Annotated in this window: 2 protein-coding genes; both read left to right on the forward strand. The window is 63.5% G+C overall.

Annotation, left to right across the window (positions count from 1 at the left end; translation table 11 throughout):
• The first annotated feature begins 18 nt into the window (after positions 1-18).
• Complete coding sequence (locus tag ABTV87_RS11985) at positions 19-13,017, forward strand: amino acid adenylation domain-containing protein (RefSeq protein ID WP_433899577.1); 12,999 nt, start codon at positions 19-21, stop codon at positions 13,015-13,017.
• On the forward strand, positions 13,014-21,314 hold the full coding sequence (locus ABTV87_RS11990; protein ID WP_433899578.1) for an amino acid adenylation domain-containing protein: 8,301 nt from the start codon (positions 13,014-13,016) through the stop codon (positions 21,312-21,314). Before ABTV87_RS11985 ends, ABTV87_RS11990 begins: the two co-directional genes overlap by 4 nt.
• Positions 21,315-21,374 lie beyond the last annotated feature (60 nt).

Below are 21,374 nucleotides of genomic sequence, written 5' to 3' on the forward strand. Positions count from 1 at the left end.
TTACAGCAGGTTACCCCCATGCAATTTCGCGAGCTGATGGCTGTTATTTCCACCCATGCGATCCGCCTTCAACAGGACGATGAAGACCTGGTCATTCTGGGCAACGACGACGCGCTGGACGACGCGTTGTGGGACAGCCTCGCCAAACACAAGGCGCAGTTGCTGGAACTGGTGGCGAGCCACGGCGGCGACTGGTCGAGCCCGGCGCTGCGCATCACCCCGGACATGCTGCCGCTGGTGCAACTGGATCAGCCGGCCATCGACCGCATCGTCGCCACCGTGCCGGGCGGCGTGGCGAACGTGCAGGACATTTATCCGCTGGCGCCGTTGCAGGAGGGGCTGCTTTATCACCATCTCTCCGCGCCGGAGGGGGATCCCTACGTGTCGCAGGCGCGGTTCACGTTCGACAGTCGCGGACGGCTGGATACATTCACCGACGCGCTGCGTCGGGTGATCGGGCGCCATGACATTTTGCGCACCGCCATCCTCTGGGAGCATCTGGACGATCCCGTGCAGGTGGTCTGGCGTGAAGCCCCGCTGGTCTGTGAGGAAGTCGATTTGAATGACCGCGAGGACGTACTCGCGCAATTGCTGGCACGCCACGACCCGCAGTACTTTCGCCTCGACCTGCAACAGGCCCCGTTGTTGCGGTTGGTGTTCGCCGAGGATCCGGCCAACGACCGGGTGGTCGCATTGTTGCTGTTCCATCACATGATCATGGATCACGTCGCGCTCGATGTGGTACGCCGGGAAATTCAGGCCTACCTGTCAGGCCGCGATGCCGAAGTAGCGAGGGCGGTGCCGTTTCGCGACCACCTGGCGAGGGCACGTCTGGGCTCGGATGAGCAAGCGCACCAGGCATTTTTCCGCGAGATGCTCGGCGACATCGACGAGCCGACGCTGCCCGGTGGCTTGCACGATGTACAAGGTGGCGGTCAGGGCATCGAGGAAGTCTCGTGCATGCTCGACAGCGATCTGAGCCAGCGCCTGCGTACCCAGGCGCGACAATCAGGCGTGAGCGTGGCGAGCCTGATGCACCTGGCCATGGCACGCGTGCTGGGGCAGTTGTGCGGGCGCTCGGCGGTGGTGTTCGGCACCGTTCTGCTGGGACGGATGAACGCGGCTGACGGTGTCGAGCAAGCATTGGGGATGTTCATCAATACGCTGCCTTTGCGGGTGGATGTCGGCGGGTCGAGCGTTCATGACGGCGTGCTGGCGACGCACCGGCGTCTGACCGCGCTGCTCGCCCATGAGCAGGCGTCCCTGGCACTGGCCCAGCGTTGCAGCGCCGTGGCGGTGCCGACGCCGCTGTTCAGCGCCATGCTCAACTACCGCCACAGCAGCGTGGAGGAAGTTGCCGAGGTGATCGAGCTGTCTCCGGGGGTGCACGTGTTGGGCGCCCGCGAGCGCACCAATTACCCGTTGACGGTCAACATCGATGACCTCGGTCAGGACCTGCGCATCACGGTGCTGGCCGACGCGACGCTTGGCGCCTCCCGAATCGCCGGATACCTGCGCACGGCACTGGACAGTCTTGTCGATGCGCTGCAGAACAACCCGCAAGCCGCATTGCACAGCCTCAACATCCTGCCGCCCGCCGAGCGTGAGCACTGGTTGTATGGCGTCAATACACCGAGGGCGAGTTTTCTCGACACGCCGTTGATCCATCAGCAATTCGAAGCGCATGCGCACACCCGGCCCGAGGCAGTCGCGTTGCTGTTCGAGGGCAGGACTTACAGTTATGAGGCACTCAACCGACAGGCCAACCAGGTGGCCCATCGTTTGCTCGCCCTCGGCATTCGTCCGGATGACCGGGTAGCGATCTGCGTTGAGCGCGGCCCGCAAATGATCGTCGGCCTGCTCGGTGTGCTCAAGGCGGGCGCCGGTTATGTGCCGATCGATCCGGCTTATCCGCTGGAGCGGATCACCTTCACCCTGCAAGACAGTGCGCCGGTGGCGGTGCTGATGCAGGCAGCGACTCTGGATCGGATTGCCGGGCTATCCGTGCCGCAGATCGACCTCGATAACGACGGTTTGCAGACCGAACCTGAATTCAACCCGCAGATCCCGGACTTGAATCCGGCGCATCTGGCCTACGTGATCTACACCTCTGGCTCCACCGGGCTGCCCAAAGGGGTGATGGTCGAGCACCGCAACGTGGCACGCCTGTTTGGCGCGACCCACGATTGGTTCCGGTTCAATGCGCAAGACGTCTGGGCGTTGTTTCACTCGTTTGCCTTTGATTTCTCGGTCTGGGAAATCTGGGGCGCGCTGGCTTACGGCGGTCAGTTGCTGGTGGTGCCGCAACACATCAGCCGCTCGCCGGACGAGTGTTATGCGTTGCTCTGCCGCACGGGGGTCACCGTACTCAACCAGACGCCGAGCGCTTTCCGTCAGTTGATCGCCGCCCAGGGCCGCAGCCCGTTGCAACATTCGCTGCGCGAAGTGATTTTTGGCGGTGAAGCGCTGGAGCCAGGATCGCTCAAACCCTGGTATGCGCGGGTCGGCAACGCCGGCACCCGGCTGGTGAACATGTACGGCATCACCGAAACCACGGTGCATGTGACCTATCGACCGTTGGTGGCGGCAGACGCGCAATTGACCGCCAGCAGCCCGATCGGCGTGCGCATTCCCGACCTGCACCTATACGTCCTCGATGCTCGGCGGGAGCCAGTGCCAGCCGGGGTGACCGGTGAGTTGTATGTGGGTGGCGCCGGGGTTGCCCGTGGTTATCTGAATCGTGAGGCGTTGACCGCCGAGCGCTTTATCGCCGATCCGTTCAGCGAGCATGCCGAAGCGCGTTTGTACAAGACCGGCGATCTGGCTCGGTGGACGGTGGAGGGCGAACTCGAATACCTGGGACGCAACGACGATCAGGTGAAAATCCGCGGTTTCCGTATCGAACTTGGCGAGATTCAGGCACGTCTTGCAGCCTGCGACGGCGTGCGCGATGCGCTGGTGATCGCCCGCGAGGACAGCCCCGGCGACACGCGTCTGGTGGTCTACTGGCTGGCCGCCGAAGGTGTCGAACCGAGCGTTGCGCAATTGCGCGATCACCTGCTGGCATCGCTGGCCGAGCATATGGTGCCGGGCGCGTTCGTGCGCCTCGATGCCTTCCCGCTGACGGCCAACGGCAAACTCGATCGCCGGGCGTTGCCGCAGCCGGACAACGAAGCCTTCGCCCGGCGGGCATTTGAAGCACCGCTCGGCGAAATCGAAACCCGCATCGCTGTGATCTGGCAGACCTTGCTCGGACTGGACCGGGTGGGCAGGCATGACAATTTCTTCGAGCTGGGCGGGCATTCGTTGCTGGCGGTGAAGCTGATCGAGCGCATGCGTCAGCAAAACATGCAGTGCGACGTCCGTGTGCTGTTCGGCCAGCCAAGCGTGGCGGCACTCGCCGCGACGCTGGGAGGGGACGCCACGATCAGCGTGCCGGCCAACCGCATCGAACCCGGTTGCACCCGCATCACCCCGGACATGCTGCCGCTGGCCACGCTGGATCAAGCGGCCATCGACCGTATCGTCGAGACCGTCGATGGCGGTATCGACAACGTGCAGGACATCTACGCCCTGGCACCGTTGCAGGCGGGAATCCTCTATCACCATCTGGCCATCGCCGACGGTGACCCGTACGTGCTGCAAGCGCAATTCGCCTTCGACGGACTGGCGCAGATCAAGGCGTTCGTTCGCGCGTTGAACAGTGTCATCGCCCGGCACGACGTCCTGCGTACCAGCGTGGTAAGGGAAAACCTTGACGAGCCAGTGCAAGTTGTTTGGCGTTCGGCGCCGCTGGCACTGGAGCGGGTGGATGCCGATCCGCAGGACGGTGATGTGTTGCAGCAAATGCAGGCGCGCTTCGATCCGCGACACTATCGCCTGGACTTGCAGCGTGCGCCGTTGATGCGCTTCGCCTACACCGAAGACCCGTTGCAAAACCGCTGGGTCGGAATCCTGCTGTTGCACCACATCGTGCTCGATCACACCGCGCTCGAGGTGTTGGTGGCCGAGATGAGCGACGCACTTGACGGGCAAGTCGGCGCGCTGCCGCCCCCCGTGCAATACCGCAACTATGTCGCTCAGGCCCGTCTCGGTTCGAATGCCCAGGCACATGAAGCGTTCTTTCGCGAGATGCTCGGCGACATCGTCGAACCGACCCTGGCGTTCGGCCTGCGAGACGTACTCGGCGATGGCACAAACATCGTGGACAGCGAACTGGCACTGGATGAGGGTCTTGCCGGGCGCCTGCGCAAACAGGCCCGCACGCTGGGCATCAGTGTTGCGAGTCTGGTGCATCAGGCCTGGGGTCAGGTACTTGCGCAGGTCTGCGGGCGCGAGGAGGTGGTATTCGGTACGGTGCTGCTGGGGCGCATGCAGGGTGGAGAGGGCGCCGACCGTTCGTTGGGTATGTTCATCAACACACTGCCGCTGCGGGTCCATGTCGGGGCAACGACGGTGGAGGCGGGTGTCAGGTCTACCCACGAGCGTCTGGCGCAACTGCTGGTGCATGAGCAGGCGCCGCTGATACTGGCTCAACGTTGCAGTGGCGTGACGGGTTCGGATCCGCTGTTCAATACCTTGCTCAACTATCGCCACAGTGCGCAACAGACGGCTACGCCGGGATGGGAAGGCATCCGGATTCTCGATTCTCGTGAGCGCAGCAACTATCCGCTGGTGGTCAGCGTCGACGACCTTGGACAGGGCTTCCGGCTTTCTGTGCAGGCAGTGCCCGAAGTGGATGGCATGCGGGTCTGCGACTACCTGCAAGCGGCATTGCACAATTTACTGAGCGCGCTGGAACAAGACCGCAATGCGCCATTGAATCAGGTGTCGATTCTGTCGGCGGCCGAACGCCAGCGCGTGCTGGTCGGTTTCAATGTTACCGGTCGCGACTTTGCCCACGGCCATGTGGTGCACCAATTGTTTGAAGCGCGAGCAGCGACCCAACCCGACGCTGTAGCAGTGGTGCAGGGCGGGCAAAGTCTGAGCTACGACGGGTTGAACCGCCGCGCCAACCGCCTGGCCCATCACCTGATCGGCCTCGGTGTGCAACCGGACGATCGCGTCGCGCTCTGCGTGCAGCGTGGTCCGCAGATGCTGGTCGGGCTGCTGGCGATTCTCAAGGCTGGCGCCGGTTATGTTCCGGTCGATCCGGCACATCCGGCAGAACGGATCACTTATCTGTTGCAGGACAGCGACCCGGTGGCGGTACTGGCACAGACAGTCACCCGCGACCTGCTGGGCGCCGTGCCGGTGATCAATCTTGACAGCGACGCCTGGCAGCACCTGCCGGACAGCAATCCACAGTTGCCGGAACTGACCCCGGCACATCTGGCCTACGTGATCTACACCTCCGGCTCCACCGGCCAGCCGAAGGGCGTGATGGTCGAACACGCGACCCTGGAAAACCTTGTCCACTGGCACACCGAAGCCTTTGACCTGCACGCCGGCAGCCACACCGCCAGCGTGGCCGGGTTCGGTTTCGATGCGATGGCCTGGGAAGTCTGGCCGGCGCTGTGCGTCGGCGCGACCCTGCACCTGCCGCCGGGATCGGTGAGCAACGAGCACCTGGACGAACTGCTCGACTGGTGGCGGGCGCAGCCGTTGCAAGTGAGCTTTTTGCCGACTCCGGTGGCCGAATATGCGTTCAGCCGCGAACTGCAACATCCGACCCTGCGCACCTTGCTGATCGGCGGCGACAAGCTGCGTCAGTTCAATCGCGAGCAGACCTTCTCGGTGATCAACAACTACGGTCCGACCGAGGCTACGGTGGTCGCCACGTCCGGGCCGGTCGAAGTCGGCCAACCGCTGCACATCGGCCGGCCGATGGCCAACGCCCGAATCTATCTGCTCGATGACCAGCAACGTCCGGTGCCCGTGGGTGTGACGGGCGAGTTGTACGTCGCCGGCGCCGGCGTGGCGCGGGGTTACCTGAACCGTCCCGATCTGACCGCTGAACGCTTCCTGAATGATCCGTTCAACGAAGGACGCATGTACCGCACCGGCGACCTCGCACGCTGGCTGGCGGACGGCAACATCGAGTACCTGGGCCGCAACGACGATCAGGTGAAACTGCGCGGCGTGCGAGTTGAACTGGGGGAAATCGAAGCGGCGCTGGCCAGCCATCCGGCAGTGCAGGACGCAGTGGCGCTGGTGCGCGACGGGCAGTTGCTGGTGTGGTTCACCGAGCGTGCGCCGACCGATATCGAAACCCTGCGCAATCATCTGCAAACCCGATTGCCGCAAGCGCTGATCCCGGCGGCTTACGTGCGCCTCGACGCCTTGCCGCTGACCGCCAACGGCAAACTCGACCGCAAGGCCTTGCCGGAACCGGATCAGAACGCCTGGCTCAGCCGCGAATACGAAGCCCCGCAAGGCCCGGTGGAAACTGCGTTGGCGCAGATCTGGGCCGATGTCCTGAAGCTGGAAAAAGTCGGTCGCCACGACAACTTCTTCGAACTGGGCGGCCACTCGCTGCTGGCCGTCACCCTGATCGAACGCCTTCGCCAGATCGGCCTGAGCACCGACGTGCGCGTGCTGTTCAGCCAGCCAACTCTGGCAGCCCTGGCCGCGGCGGTGGGCAGCGGTCGCGAAATCGAAGTGCCGGCCAATCGCATTCCTGCCGACTGCACCCGCATCCCTCCGGAGTTGCTGAGCCTGACCGAACTGGATCAGCCGAGCATCGACCGGATCGTTGCCACGGTGCCCGGCGGCGCCGCCAACTTGCAGGACATTTACCCGCTGGCGCCGTTGCAGGAAGGCATCCTCTATCACCACTTGAGCGCGGAGCAGGGCGATCCGTATCTGCTGCAATCATGTCTGGCCTTTGCCAGCGTCGAGCGCCTGCGCGCTTTTGCCAACGCCTTGCAAAAGGTGATTGCGCGCCACGACATCCTGCGCACCAGTCTGGTTTGGGAAGGATTGCCGAACCCGCAGCAAGTGGTATGGCGAGAAGCCGCGCTGGCGGTGCAATCGGTCGATTTGAGTCCGCTGGATGGCGATATCCTCGATCAGTTGCGCGCACGCTTCGATGCCCGGGATTATCGCCTCGACCTCGGTCAGGCACCGCTGATCCGTTTGGTGTATGCCGAAGATCCGCTGCATGACCGGGTGGCAGGCGTGCTGTTGTTTCATCACGTCGTGCTGGATCACACCGCGCTGGAGGTGGTTCGCCGGGAAATGCAGTTGTATCTGCCGGGGCAGGTTGAGTCTTTGCCGCCTGCCGCGCCCTACCGCAACTACGTCCATCAGGCTCGCCAAGGCATCAGCGAGGAAGAACACGAAAGCTTCTTTCGCGAGATGCTCGGTGATATTGACGAGCCGACCCTGCCATTCGGATTGCAGGACGTACAGGGCGACGGCCGCAACATCGAGGAGCATTCGCTGGCGCTGCCGGTGGAATTGAATCGGCACCTGCGCAGCCAGGCACGGCAATACGGGGTCAGCGTCGCGAGCCTGTTTCATCTCGCCTGGGCACGGGTGCTGGCGGCGACCTCCGGACGCCGGGACGTCGTGTTCGGCACGGTGCTGCTGGGCCGCATGCAAGGCGGTGAGGGCGCGGATCGGGCATTGGGGATGTTCATCAACACCTTGCCGCTGCGCGTGGAGGTTGCCGGGCAAAGTGTGAGCGAAGCGGTTCGAACGGTTCATGAGCGGTTGGCGGCTTTACTGGGACATGAGCATGCGTCGCTGGCACTGGCTCAGCGTTGCAGCGCCGTGGCCGCCCCTTTGCCGCTGTTCAGCGCGGTACTCAACTATCGGCATGGCGGCCACGACGCTGCGCGAGAGCCTGTTGATCCGGTCTGGCAAGGCATCGAATTCCTGGCCCAGGACGGGCGCACGAATTATCCGCTGACCCTGAGCATCAACGACCGGGGTGATGGCTTCAATCTGTCGGTGCTGACCCCGGATCATGTGGGGGCGCAGCGGGTCTGCGAGCTGATGCACACCGCTCTGACGGAGCTGGCGACAGCGTTGGCTGACAACCCCGGACAGGCCTTTGAACGTCTCAACGTCCTGTCCGCGGCGGCGCGCGAGCAGCTGCTTGGCGACTTCAATGCGAGCTCCGCCGTTTACCCGTCAGCGCAAGGTGCTCATCATCTGTTCGAAGCGCAGGTTGCGCGCACGCCGGATGCCGTGGCGGTTCAGGCGGGCACGCAGCGCCTGACTTTCTGGCAATTGAACCAGCGTGCCAATCGCCTGGCCCATCATCTGCAGGGGATGGGTGTTACCACCGATACGCGAGTGGCGATCTGTCTCAAACGCAGCCCGGAAATGCTGGTCGGTTTGCTGGCGATCCTCAAGGCCGGCGCCGCCTATGTACCGGTCGACCCGGCTTATCCACCCGAGCGAATCGCTTACATGCTGGCCGACAGTGCGCCGAGGGTGGTACTGGTTCGCAACGTCGATTTGCCGAATCAGTCGGGCGTGCCGGTGATCGATCTCGCCCATGAAACCTGGTCAGGCCTGTCGGTTGCTGATCCGCAGGTCGCCGATTTTACGCCGGACAACCTGGCCTATGTGATCTACACCTCGGGCTCCACCGGCCAGCCGAAGGGCGTGATGGTCGAACACGCGACCCTGGAAAATCTCGTGCACTGGCACGCCGAAGCCTTTGACCTGCACGCCGGCAGCCACACCGCCAGCGTGGCCGGGTTCGGTTTCGATGCGATGGCGTGGGAAGTCTGGCCGGCGCTGTGCGTCGGCGCGACGTTGCACCTGCCGCCGGAATCGGTGAGCAACGAGCACCTGGACGAACTGCTCGACTGGTGGCGGGCGCAGCCGTTGCAAGTGAGCTTTTTGCCGACTCCGGTGGCCGAATATGCGTTCAGCCGCGAACTGCAACATCCGACCCTGCGCACCTTGCTGATCGGCGGCGACAAGCTGCGTCAGTTCAATCGCGAGCAGACCTTCTCGGTGATCAACAACTACGGTCCGACCGAGGCTACGGTGGTCGCCACGTCCGGGCCGGTCGAAGTCGGCCAACCGCTGCACATCGGCCGGCCGATGGCCAACGCCCGAATCTATCTGCTCGATGACCAGCAACGTCCGGTGCCCGTGGGTGTGACGGGCGAGTTGTACGTCGCCGGCGCCGGCGTGGCGCGGGGTTACCTGAACCGTCCCGATCTGACCGCTGAACGCTTCCTGAATGATCCGTTCAACGAAGGACGCATGTACCGCACCGGCGACCTCGCACGCTGGCTGGCGGACGGCAACATCGAGTACCTGGGCCGCAACGACGATCAGGTGAAACTGCGCGGCGTGCGAGTTGAACTGGGGGAAATCGAAGCGGCGCTGGCCAGCCATCCGGCAGTGCAGGACGCAGTGGCGCTGGTGCGCGACGGGCAGTTGCTGGTGTGGTTCACCGAGCGTGCGCCGACCGATATCGAAACCCTGCGCAATCATCTGCAAACCCGATTGCCGCAAGCGCTGATCCCGGCGGCTTACGTGCGCCTCGACGCCTTGCCGCTGACCGCCAACGGCAAACTCGACCGCAAGGCCTTGCCGGAGCCGGATCAGAACGCCTGGCTCAGCCGCGAATACGAAGCCCCGCAAGGTCCGGTGGAAACTGCGTTGGCGCAGATCTGGGCCGATGTCCTGAAGCTGGAAAAAGTCGGTCGCCACGACAACTTCTTCGAACTGGGCGGCCATTCGCTGCTGGCCGTCACCCTGATCGAACGCCTGCGCCAGATCGGCCTGAGTACCGATGTGCGTGTGCTGTTCAGCCAGCCAACTCTGGCTGCATTGGCCGCGGCGGTGGGCAGCGGTCGCGAAATCGAAGTGCCGGCCAATCGCATTCCCGATAGCTGCATCCATATCACCCCGGACCTGCTGAGCCTGACCGAACTGGATCAGCCGAGCATCGACCGGATCGTTGCCACGGTGCCCGGCGGCGCCGCCAACGTGCAGGACATTTATCCGCTGGCGCCGTTGCAGGAAGGCATCCTCTATCACCACTTGAGCGCAGAGCAGGGCGATCCGTATCTGCTGCAATCGCGGCTGGCCTTCGACAGCGTCGAGCGTGTGGAAGCGTTCGCGGCAGCGCTGCGCCAGGTCATTGCACGCCACGACATCCTGCGTACGGCAGTGATCTGGCAGAAACTGGCCGAGCCGATGCAAGTGGTCTGGCGTCACGCAGATCTGCCAGTGCAGGAGATCGTGCTTGATCCGGCGGATGGCGACATCCTCGAGCAATTGCACGGGCGTTTCGATGCCCGTCACTACCGCCTCGACATCAGCCAGGCACCGTTGCTGCGTCTGGTGTATGCCCGTGATCCGGCCCACGACCGGGTGGTCGCGATGCTGCTGTTCCACCATGTGGTGATGGATCACACCGCGCTGGACGTGGTGCAGCATGAAATGCTCGCCTGCCTGCAAGGGCGCGAAGCCTCGCTGGGCGCGGCGGCGCCTTACCGCAACTACGTGGCGCAGGCGCGGCTGGGTGTCAGCGAGCAGGAGCACGAAGCGTTCTTCCACGACATGCTCGGCGACATCGACGAGCCGACCCTGCCGTTCGGTTTGCAGGATGTGCAAGGTGACGGTAGCGATATCGAGGAAACGCGACAGGCCCTGACCGAAGCGACCGGCCAGCGTCTGCGCAGCCTCGCACGGCAACTGGGCATCAGCGTGGCCAGCCTGTTCCACCTCGCGTGGGCGCAGGTGCTGGCCGCGACATCCGGGCAGGATCGTGTGGTGTTCGGTACGGTGCTGATGGGCCGGATGCAGGGCGGCGACGGTGCCGACCGGGCGTTGGGGATGTTCATCAACACCTTGCCGCTGCGGGTCGATCTGGGGACAACCCCGGTGCGCGAAGGGGCTCGGGCGACGCATGCGCGTCTGAGTGCTTTGCTCGGTCATGAACACGCGTCACTGGCACTGGCCCAGCGTTGCAGCGGCGTGGCCGCGCCGTCGCCGCTGTTCAGTTCGATGCTCAACTACCGGCACAGCGCTGATGAAGCTCAACAGCAAAACCTGCGTCAGGCCTGGCAAGGCATCGAGACCCTGAGCAGCGAAGAACGCACCAACTATCCGCTGAGTCTGGGCGTCGATGATCTGGGCAGCGGTTTTGTGCTCACCGCCATGACCCCGGCGAGCATCGGTTCGCAGCGGATCTGCGACTACATGCAGACGGCGCTGGAGACACTGGCGGAGGCTCTGGAACAGGCACCGGATCAGCCGCTGAACCGCTTGCCGATCCTTGACGGCGCAGAACGTCAGCGGGTGCTTTACGATCTCAATGTCACCGGCACTGCCGACAATCTGGAGCAAACCGTTCACGGGCTGTTCGAGGCGCAAGTGCAACGCACGCCGCAAGCCGTTGCTTTGCAGGCTGGTGAGCAGCGGCTGACTTACGCCGAACTCAACGCACAGGCCAACCGTCTGGCCCATCACCTGCGCGAGCTGGGCGTGGGGCCGGATTCTCGGGTGGCGATCTGTGTCGAGCGCGGGCTGGAGCTGATGGTCGGTCTGCTCGGCATTCTCAAGGCGGGCGGTGCCTATGTGCCGCTGGATCCGGCGTACCCGGCAGAACGTCTGGATTACATGCTCAAGGACAGCGCGCCGATAGCGGTGCTGGTGCACGGGGCGACGCGTGCGTTGCTGGGCGAGAGCACTGCGCTGGTGATCGATCTGGATCAGACTCACTGGACATTCAATCCGGACGACAACCCGCAAGTACCGAACCTGAGCGCTTCGAACCTGGCCTACGTGATCTACACCTCCGGTTCGACCGGTGCGCCGAAAGGCGTGATGGTCGAGCACCGTGGTGTGGGCAACCTGTTGCACTGGAGTTCGCAGCTATGTCCCGCCGTGACGGATGGCGCGCTGTTGCAGAAAACCCCGTTCAGTTTCGATGCCTCGGTCTGGGAGCTGTTCTGGCCGTTGAGCGCCGGGCTGCGTCTGGTGCTGGCGCGTCCCGACGGACACCGCGAGCCGGCGTATCTGGTGCAGGTGATTCGCGAACAACGGATCAGCGTGATCCAGTTCGTGCCGGTGCTGTTGCAACAGTTCCTCGAGCAGAACGATGTCAGCCAGTGCAGCAGCCTCACCGATGTGTTCTGTGGCGGCGGCGACCTGACGCCGGCGTTGGCTTGTCTCGTGCGTGAGCGTTTGCCACAAGTGCGCTTGCACAACGTTTACGGCCCGACCGAAGCCACGGTCGACAGCACGGTGTGGACGCTGGAACCGTCGATGCCGGTGCCTGACAGCGCGTTGCCGATCGGACGGCCGATCAACAACACTCGTCTGTACGTACTCGATGCCGCCGAACAGCCGGTGCCGATGGGCGTCATCGGTCAGTTGTTCATTGGCGGTGCCGGGGTCGCGCGGGGCTATCTGGGCTTGCCGCAATTGATGGCCGAACGGTTTATCCCGAGCCCGTTCGTTGCCGGCGATCGGCTGTACGCCACGGGCGACCGGGTGCGCTACCGCGCCGATGGCCAGCTCGAATTCATCGGGCGCAACGACTTCCAGGTCAAGCTGCGTGGCTTGCGTCTGGAACCGGGTGAGATCGAAGCGCAACTGTTGAGCCATCCAGCCTTGCGAGAAGCCGTGGTGCTGGTGCGTGAGGAGCGTCTGGTGGCGTACTTCACCTGGCACGCCGAAGCCGGGCAACCGGGGATCGAGGCGTTGCGCGAACACTTGCTCGCACGCTTGCCCGATTACATGGTGCCGTCGGCATTCGTCGCGCTCGACAGCCTGCCGCTGAGCCCTAATGGCAAGGTCGATCGCAAGGCGCTGCCCGCACCGGATTCGGCTGCAGTCAGCATTCGCGAATACGAAGCGCCGGTCGGCGAGATGGAAATCCTCCTCGCGCGACTGTGGTGTGAATTGCTCAAAGTCGAGCGCGTCGGGCGACAAGACCATTTCTTTGAGCTGGGTGGGCATTCGTTGCTGGCGGTCAGTCTGATCGGGCGCCTGCAACAGGAAGGTATCGAAGCCGATGTCCGGACGTTGTTCGAGCAACCGACTCTGGCTGGTTACGCGGCTATCACGGAAAGAATGGAGATCGTCCTGTGAACCTGAATGAACTGTTGGCGACGCTGAAGACAAAAGACATCCAGTTGGCAATCACGGACGGACAATTACGGGTCAATGGCAACAAGCAGGCCCTGAGTGAACAGGCCTTGCTGGCCGCATTGCGCGAGCACAAACCGGCATTGATCGAGCTGATCGAGGCGGGCGGTTACTCGCCCGCACGGGAAGGGCAGATTGCAGTGCCGGTCAATGGCATTTCACCGGGCACAACACGGGTTACCCCGGCGATGCTGACAATGGTTGACCTGAGCCAGGACACCCTCGATCAAATTGTCGCGCATATCCCTGGCGGCGGCGCCAATGTCCAGGACATCTATCCGCTGACGCCGTTGCAGGAGGGCATCCTCTACCACCACGCGAGCGCTGCACAGGGTGATCCGTATGTGATGCAGGCGAAATTCGCGTTCAGCGGACCTGAGCGATTCGGGGCATTCGTCCAGGCCCTGCAGACCGTCATCGAACGCCACGACATTCTGCGCACCGCCATCGTCTGGGAAGGACTGGATACGCCGGTGCAAGTGGTCCTGCGACGTGTCGGGTTACCTGTGGAAGAAGTGCAGCTCGATGTGGCTCAAGGCGATGTTCTGGAGCAGTTGCATGCGCGATTCGACGCCCGGCATTTTCGTCTCGACGTGACACGTGCGCCGCTATTGCAGCTGGCCCATGCCCGGGATGCAAAGACCGGGCGTATCGTCGCGATGTTGCTGTTTCATCACATGGCGATGGATCACTCGGCGCTGGCGGTGGTCAGCGAAGAAATGCAGGCTTGCCTGTCAGGGCAGAGCGCCAGACTGGGAGCGCCCGTACCGTTTCGCAATTATGTCGCCCAGGCGCGGCTTGGCATCAGCGAGTCGGAGCACGAGGCGTTTTTCCGCGAGATGCTGGGTGACATCGACGAACCGACGTTGCCGTTCGGCCTGCAAGGCGTGCATGGCGACGGCAGCGACATCGAAGAATGCAATGTGCCACTTGACCCACTGCTGGGGCAGCGCCTGCGAGCCAGTGCCCGTTCGCTCGGCGTGAGTGTCGCGAGTCTGTTCCACCTTGGCTGGGGGCAGGTCCTGAATGCACTCACCGGCAAGTCTCCTGTCGTGTTCGGTACTGTGCTGATGGGGCGGATGCAAGGCGCGGAATCTACCGATCGCGCGCTCGGCATTTTCATCAACACCTTGCCGCTACGGGTCGAGGTCAGCGCGCTGGCAGCAAGCGAGTCGGTGAAGGCCACACAGGCACGTCTGACGAGCCTGATGCGCCATGAGCACGCACCACTGGCGCTGGCCCAGCGCTGCAGCGGGGTGGTCGGGTCATCGCCGCTGTTCAGTTCGCTGCTCAATTATCGGCACAGCACCTCGAGTGCCAATGCCAGTGCCGAGGCGCTTTCGGCCTGGGAGGGGATCAGCGTCCTGCATGCGGAGGAACGCACCAATTACCCGCTGACCTTGAGCATCGATGACTTTGGCGATCACTTCAGCCTGACGCTGCTGGCCAGCCGTGAGGTCGAGGCGCAGCGGATCTGCGGCTATATGGTGTGTGCCATGGAAAACCTGTTGCAGGCGCTGGCGCTCGCGGCGGATACGCCGCTGAGTCAACTGTCGGTGTTGCCCGCCCCGGAGCGCGAACAGCTGTTGACGGGGTTCAACGCCAGCGATGTCGAATACCCTCGCGGACAGACGATTCATCAACGCTTCGAGGCGCAGGTCGTCGCGCGACCGCAAGCGCTGGCGGCGGTGCACCTGGACAAGCAACTGACGTTCCACGAACTGAACCGCCAGGCCAACCGTCTGGCGCATCGCTTGATCGATCTGGGTGTGCAGCCGGATGACCGGGTCGCAGTCGTCGCCCGGCGAGGACTGGATACTCTGGCCGGATTGCTCGCAGTCCTCAAGGCAGGCGCCGGGTATGTGCCGATCGACCCCGCGCATCCGGCCGAACGCCTGAACTATCTGCTGAGTGATTGCGCACCGGTGGCGATCTTGACTTCACGTGACCTCCTTGCACGGCTGCCGACGCAGGAGCTGCCGGTGATCGATCTCGACCCGCGCACCTGGCGCTCAGGCAATGACGCAAACCCCGTGGTACCGGGTCTGTCCGAGGCGAACCTGGCTTACGTGATCTACACCTCGGGCTCCACCGGTTTGCCCAAGGGCGTGATGGTCGAACACCAGACACTGGCCAATCTGGTCGACTGGCACAGCAACGCGTTTGACCTGTGTGCCGGCCGCCATACGTCGAGTCTGGCCGGGTTCGGCTTCGACGCGATGGCCTGGGAAATCTGGCCATCGCTGTCCGTCGGCGCGACCCTGCACCTGGCGCCTGCGCAGGACGGCGGCGAAGACGTCGACGGGCTGCTGGCCTGGTGGTGCGCGCAACCGCTGGACGTGAGTTTCCTGCCGACGCCCGTCGCCGAATACGCCTTCAGCCGGCATCTCGAGCACCCGACATTGCGTACCCTGCTGATCGGCGGCGACCGCTTGCGTCAGTTTTCGCGCAATCAGCATTTCGATGTGATCAACAACTATGGCCCTACCGAAGCCACCGTAGTCGCCACGTCCGGACGGATCGAGGCGGGGGAGGCGCTGCACATCGGCAAACCGGTGAGCAATACCTCGGTGTACCTGCTCGACGACCAACAGCGTCCGGTGCCGATCGGCGTATCCGGCGAGCTGTATATCGGTGGCGCAGGCGTGGCGCGCGGTTACTTGAACCGTGCGCAACTGACCGCCGAACGCTTTCTGCCGGACCCCTTCAGTGAACGACCGAATGCGCGTATGTATCGCACTGGCGACCTAGCTCGCTGGCGCCCGGACGGGACGATCGACTATCTGGGGCGCAACGATGATCAAGTGAAAATCCGCGGCATGCGCATCGAATTGGGGGAAATCGAAAGCCGCCTGCATCAGCTTCCCGGCCTTCAGGAAGTGGTTGTCCTGGCTCGTGAAGACGAGCCAGGACAACCACGGCTGGTGGCCTATTTCACCGAGCAGGCCCAGGTGCAGCCACTGGCGGTAGCGCAGCTGCGCGAGCATTTGCTGGGCCAGTTGCCCGAATACATGGTGCCGGTCGCGTTCGTCAGGCTCGACAGCTTGCCGTTGACCGCCAATGGCAAGCTCGATCGCAAGGCCTTGCCGTTACCGGAGCGCACGGCCCTGCTCACACACGAATACGAGGCGCCACAAGGCGAACTGGAGTGCACACTGGCGCAGATCTGGGCCGAGGTTCTGCAGGTCGAACGGATAGGGCGTCAGGATCATTTCTTTGAGTTGGGCGGCCATTCGTTGCTGGCCATGCGCATGGTCGCGCAGGTGCGTCAGCGACTGGGTGTAGAGCTTGCGCTCGGCGAGTTGTTCGCCAATGCCGAACTGGCGTCGGTGGCGCAGTCGCTGACCCTGGCCGGACGCTCTACGCAGCCGCCGATCCTGCCGGTGCCACGGGAAGGCGCATTGCCGCTGTCGTTTTCCCAGCAGCGCTTCTGGTTTCTGGCGCAGATGGAAGGTGCCAACACGGCTTACAACATTCCGATCGGCCTGCGTTTGCGCGGTGTGCTCGACGCCGATGCGCTGCAGCGGGCGCTGGCCCGGATTGTCGCCCGGCACGAAAGCCTGCGCAGCCGCTTCGCTCCCAGCAATGGCGAAGCCCAGGTGCTGATTACCCCGCCCGACAGCGGTGTGCTGCTGCGTGTCGAAGACTTGCGCCAGCACCCGCTGGCCGACGAAGCCTTGCAGGCACTGATTCAGGGGGAGGCCTCAGGCCCGTTCGACCTGCAGGACGATCCGTTGATTCGCGGGCGACTGGTCCGTCTGGCCGACGATCACCATGTGCTGCTGATCACCTTGCATCACATCATTTCCGACGGTTGGTCGATGGAGGTGCTGACCCGCGAGCTGATGGCGTTGTATCAGGCTTTCAGTCAGGGGTTGGCGGACCCTTTGCCGCCGCTGGCATTGCAATACACCGACTATGCCGTCTGGCAGCGACGCTGGCTGAGCGGGGAGGTATTGCAGCGCCAGAGCGAATACTGGCAACGTACGCTGGCCGACGCGCCTGCCTTGCTGACGTTGCCTGCCGACCGACCGCGGCCGGCGCAACAGGATTACGCAGGCAGCAGCGTCGAAGTGTGCCTGGACGAGCGCTTGAGCGCCGGGCTCAAAGCCTTGAGCCAGCGCCATGGCGTGACGCTGTACATGACGATGCTGAGCGCGTGGGCGATGCTGCTCGGTCGTTTGGCCGGGCAATCGGACGTCGTGGTCGGCTCGCCGGTGGCCAACCGTCAGCGGGCCGAAATCGAGGGACTGATCGGGTTGTTCGTCAATACCCTGGCATTACGCATTGATACCTCCGGTGAGTTGAGCACCGAAGCGCTGCTGGCGCGGGTCAAGGCGCTGACCTTGCAGGCCCAGGATCATCAGGACCTGCCCTTCGAGCAAGTGGTGGAAATCGCCCGACCGGCCCGCAGCCTGGCCCACAGCCCGCTGTTCCAGACCATGTTCAACTGGCGCAACAGCGACGGACCGGTGTTGGCGCTGGGGGATCTGACCCTGGAAGCGGTGGCCGAGCCGAGTCACTTCGCCAAGTTTGATCTGACCCTGACCCTGGGGGAGTCGCCCAACGGGATAAGTGGCTGGATGGAGTACGCCACAGCGCTCTTCGATGAGGCGACGGCACGGCGTTATGTCGGTTACTTCAAGCGTTTGTTGCAGGCCATGGTCAACAACGACCAGGCAGTGCTGGAACACGCGCAGATAATCGAGGATCAGGAACGCACGCAGTTGCTCGACGAATTCAACGCCAGCGCGCGGAACACTCCGCAAATACTGACCGTGCACCGTTTATTCGAGATGCAGGCTGCCAAAGATTCGCAAGCCGTCGCGGCGGTGCACGGAATGCAGGCGTTGAGTTACGCAGAATTGAACCGCCGCGCCAACGGCCTGGCTCATCACCTCATCGCCCAGGGTGTGCAGCCCGGCGATCATGTGGCGATCCTGTTGCCACGCTCGCTGGAGTTGTTGGTCGCACAGTTGGCGATCATCAAGTGTGCGGCGGCCTATGTGCCGCTGGACATCAATGCACCCGCCGAGCGTCAGGCATTCATGGTGCAGGATTGTCAGGCGGTCGCGCTGTTGACCGGCAGCGATCAGGCCATCGAGTACCCGGTACGGCGAATGGATCTGGATACCCTGGCGCTTGCCGGGAGTCCTTCGCACAACCCGGATCTACCTCAGTCCTCGGAGGCGCTGGCGTACATCATGTACACCTCGGGCTCCACGGGCACCCCGAAGGGGGTCATGGTGCCGCATCGCGGAATTACCCGCCTTGTGATCGATTGCGGCTACGCCGATTTCAACCCGAGTGACCGGGTGGCATTCGCTTCGAACCCGGCGTTCGATGCGAGCACCATGGATATCTGGGGCGCCCTGCTCAACGGTGGCCAGGTGGCCGTGATCGATCATGCGACCTTGCTCGACCCGCAGGCATTCGGTCGGGAGCTTGATCGGTGCGGGGCGACGATCCTCTTTGTCACCACCGCGTTGTTCAATCAGTACGTGCAATTGATTCCCGAGGCGCTAAAAAGGCTGCGCATCCTGCTGTGCGGTGGGGAGCGTGGCGATCCGGCGGCGTTTCGAAAGCTGCTCGCCGAAGCGCCGGACCTGCGCCTGGTGCATTGTTATGGCCCGACCGAAACCACGACGTACGCCACCACCTTCGAAGTGCGTGAGGTGGCGCCGGATGCGGACAGTGTTTCGATTGGCGGCCCCATCGGCAATACCCGCGTGTATGTGCTGGATAACCGGCAACAACCGGTGCCGTTCGGCGTCACCGGTGAGTTGTACATCGGTGGTCAGGGTGTTGCGCTGGGTTATCTGAATCGGCCTCAACTGAGTGCCGAGAAATTCCTCCGGGATCCGTTCAGCGACAATCCGCAAGCCTTGATGTATCGCACGGGTGACCTGGTGCGCTGGCAGGCGCCGGGGCGACTGGAATGCATCGGCCGCAACGATGACCAAGTGAAGATTCGCGGCTTCCGGATCGAGCTCGGAGAAATCGAAAACCGCCTGTTGAGTTGTCCGGGAGTCAAGGAAGCGGTGGTCCTGGCCCGACGCGACGAACAGGAGCCAACGCGGCTGGTGGCCTATTACACCGCGCACAATTCGGAATTGCAGAGCGCTACTCTGCGCGCGCTGCTGCAAGCAAGGTTACCGGAGTACATGGTGCCGACCGCCTGGGTGGCGATGGCGAGCCTGCCGCTGAACAACAACGGCAAGGTCGATCGCAAAGCCCTGCCGGCGCCGACACACCAAGCGCTGGTCATGCGTGACTATGAAGCGCCGGCCAATCCTCTTGAGGAATCACTGGCCGGGCTATGGGCTGAAGTGTTGCAAGTCGGGCAGGTAGGGCGCCATGACAACTTCTTCGAACTGGGCGGGCATTCGCTGCTGGCGGTGCGGCTCGTCGATCTGATGCAAAAGGCCGACATGCCGGTTTCGTTGGCCGAGCTGTTCCAGCATCCCACTGTCGAGGGGACTGCCACGCTGCTGTGCCAGCGCAGTGACGCTGTGCCGCTCCATGACGGCGTGGTCGTGGTGCGTGCAAGTGACCAGGGAACGCCGTTGTTCCTGGTGCATGAGTTCAGTGGTCGTGACCTGTATTTCCCGGCGCTGGGCATGCACATCGGCGGTGAGTTCCCGATTTACGGCTTGCCGGGAATCGATTCCGGTATGACGCAACTGCGTACCATGGAATGCCTGGCAACCCGACTGGTCGAGGTGATCCGCGCCAGACAACCCCACGGCCCCTATCGGCTTGCCGGCTGGTCGTTCGGTGGCGTGCTGGCTTACGAAATCGCGGCGCAACTGCTCGGGATGGACGAGTCAGTGGCGTTCGTCGGGCTGATCGACACCTACGTGCCGCGCCTGGCCGATCCGAACAAGGCGCAGTGGAACGATGCACATGTGCACAAGCGCCAATTGCTTTTGCATTGCACGGCGCATTGGGCCGGGCACGAGACACAGGGGCAGCAAGCACTGGCGCGTCTGGCCGTGTTGCAGACCGAACTTGAGCAGTGGGCGTTCGCCGATTTGTTCAACCATTGTCACGAGCAGCAGTTGCTCAGACCCGAGCTCGCGGCTGTCTCGTCGGAGGATGCCTGGCATTACCTCGACCGTGAAGTGGCCCACGGGCATGCGTTGGCGCATTACCGGATCAACCCGATCGGTCTGCCGTTGCATCTGCTGCGTGCCACGGAGCGTTCGGCGCCAATGTCGCGACTCAGCCTCACCCGCGGTTGGGCTGAAGAATTGCCCGGTGCGGAGTTGAACTGCATCGACGTACCAGGTGACCACCAGAGCATGATGAAAGCACCCCACGTTCAGGCATTGGGGCAGGCACTGACGCAGGCGCTGGAAACGGCAACTGCGCCCGCGCCAACGGCTTATCAGCCGATCCTGACCATTCAGACCGGTCACACCGGGCATGCGCCGATTTTCTGTGTGCCGGGAGCTGGCGACAGTGTCACCGGGTTCCTCCACCTGACCGAGGCACTGGGGCCGGAGTGGCCGATTCATGGGTTGCAACCCCGAGGCCTGGACGGCGCGACGGTGCCGCACAGCCGGGTCGAAAGCGCCGCCACGTTCTACCTGCGGGCACTTGAGCAGTTGTATCCGCAAGGACCGGTGCATCTGATCGGGCATTCGTTCGGTGGCTGGGTGGCTTACGCCATGGCGGCGCAGTTGCAGGCGTCGGGGCGCGAGGTGGCGTCCCTGACCTTGATCGACAGCGAATCACCGGGCGGCAACAGCGTGGTGGGCAAGCCGTACACCATGACGGCGGCGTTGTTGCGGCTGATCGAGTCGCTGCAACTGTCCAGCGGCAAGTCTCTGGGCATCGATGCGCTGGCCTTTGCCGAAGCCGACGACACCACGCAAATGCGCCTGCTGCATGACGGGATGGTGCGCGCGGGTGTGCTGTCCGAACGCGCGTCAGTCGATGCGATGCAGGGCCCGGTGCGCACCTTCGCCACCGCGCTGCGCACGGTCTATCGATCGACTCTGGCCTACACCGGGCCGGTGCGTCTGGCGCTGGTGGACGACCCGACGCTGGACGCCTCGGGCAATCAGCGCGAACAGGCGACGATGCTCGAAGGCTGGCAGCGCGAGGCCAGGGATCTGACTGTGTGGTACGGCCCCGGGAATCACTTCACGATTCTCAAGGCACCCAACGTCTTCAGTCTCGCGGCGTGGTGGCATGACGGGCTGACGGTGGCGGCGGATCAAGTGTTGTCCTGAGTGAAGTCTTTATCCTGGAACCCGGCCGCTGGCCGGGCTCAACCCTGAACGGAATCGTGG

Origin of the sequence: Pseudomonas sp. PSE1(2024) (genome assembly GCF_050990555.1) — a bacterium.
GTDB lineage: Bacteria > Pseudomonadota > Gammaproteobacteria > Pseudomonadales > Pseudomonadaceae > Aquipseudomonas > Aquipseudomonas aphyarum.

What these genes read in the sequence shown, in the direction of transcription:
- ABTV87_RS11985 (WP_433899577.1), top strand. Translation starts at nt 19, where the DNA reads ATGCAATTTCGCGAGCTGATGGCTGTTATTTCCACCCATGCGATCCGC.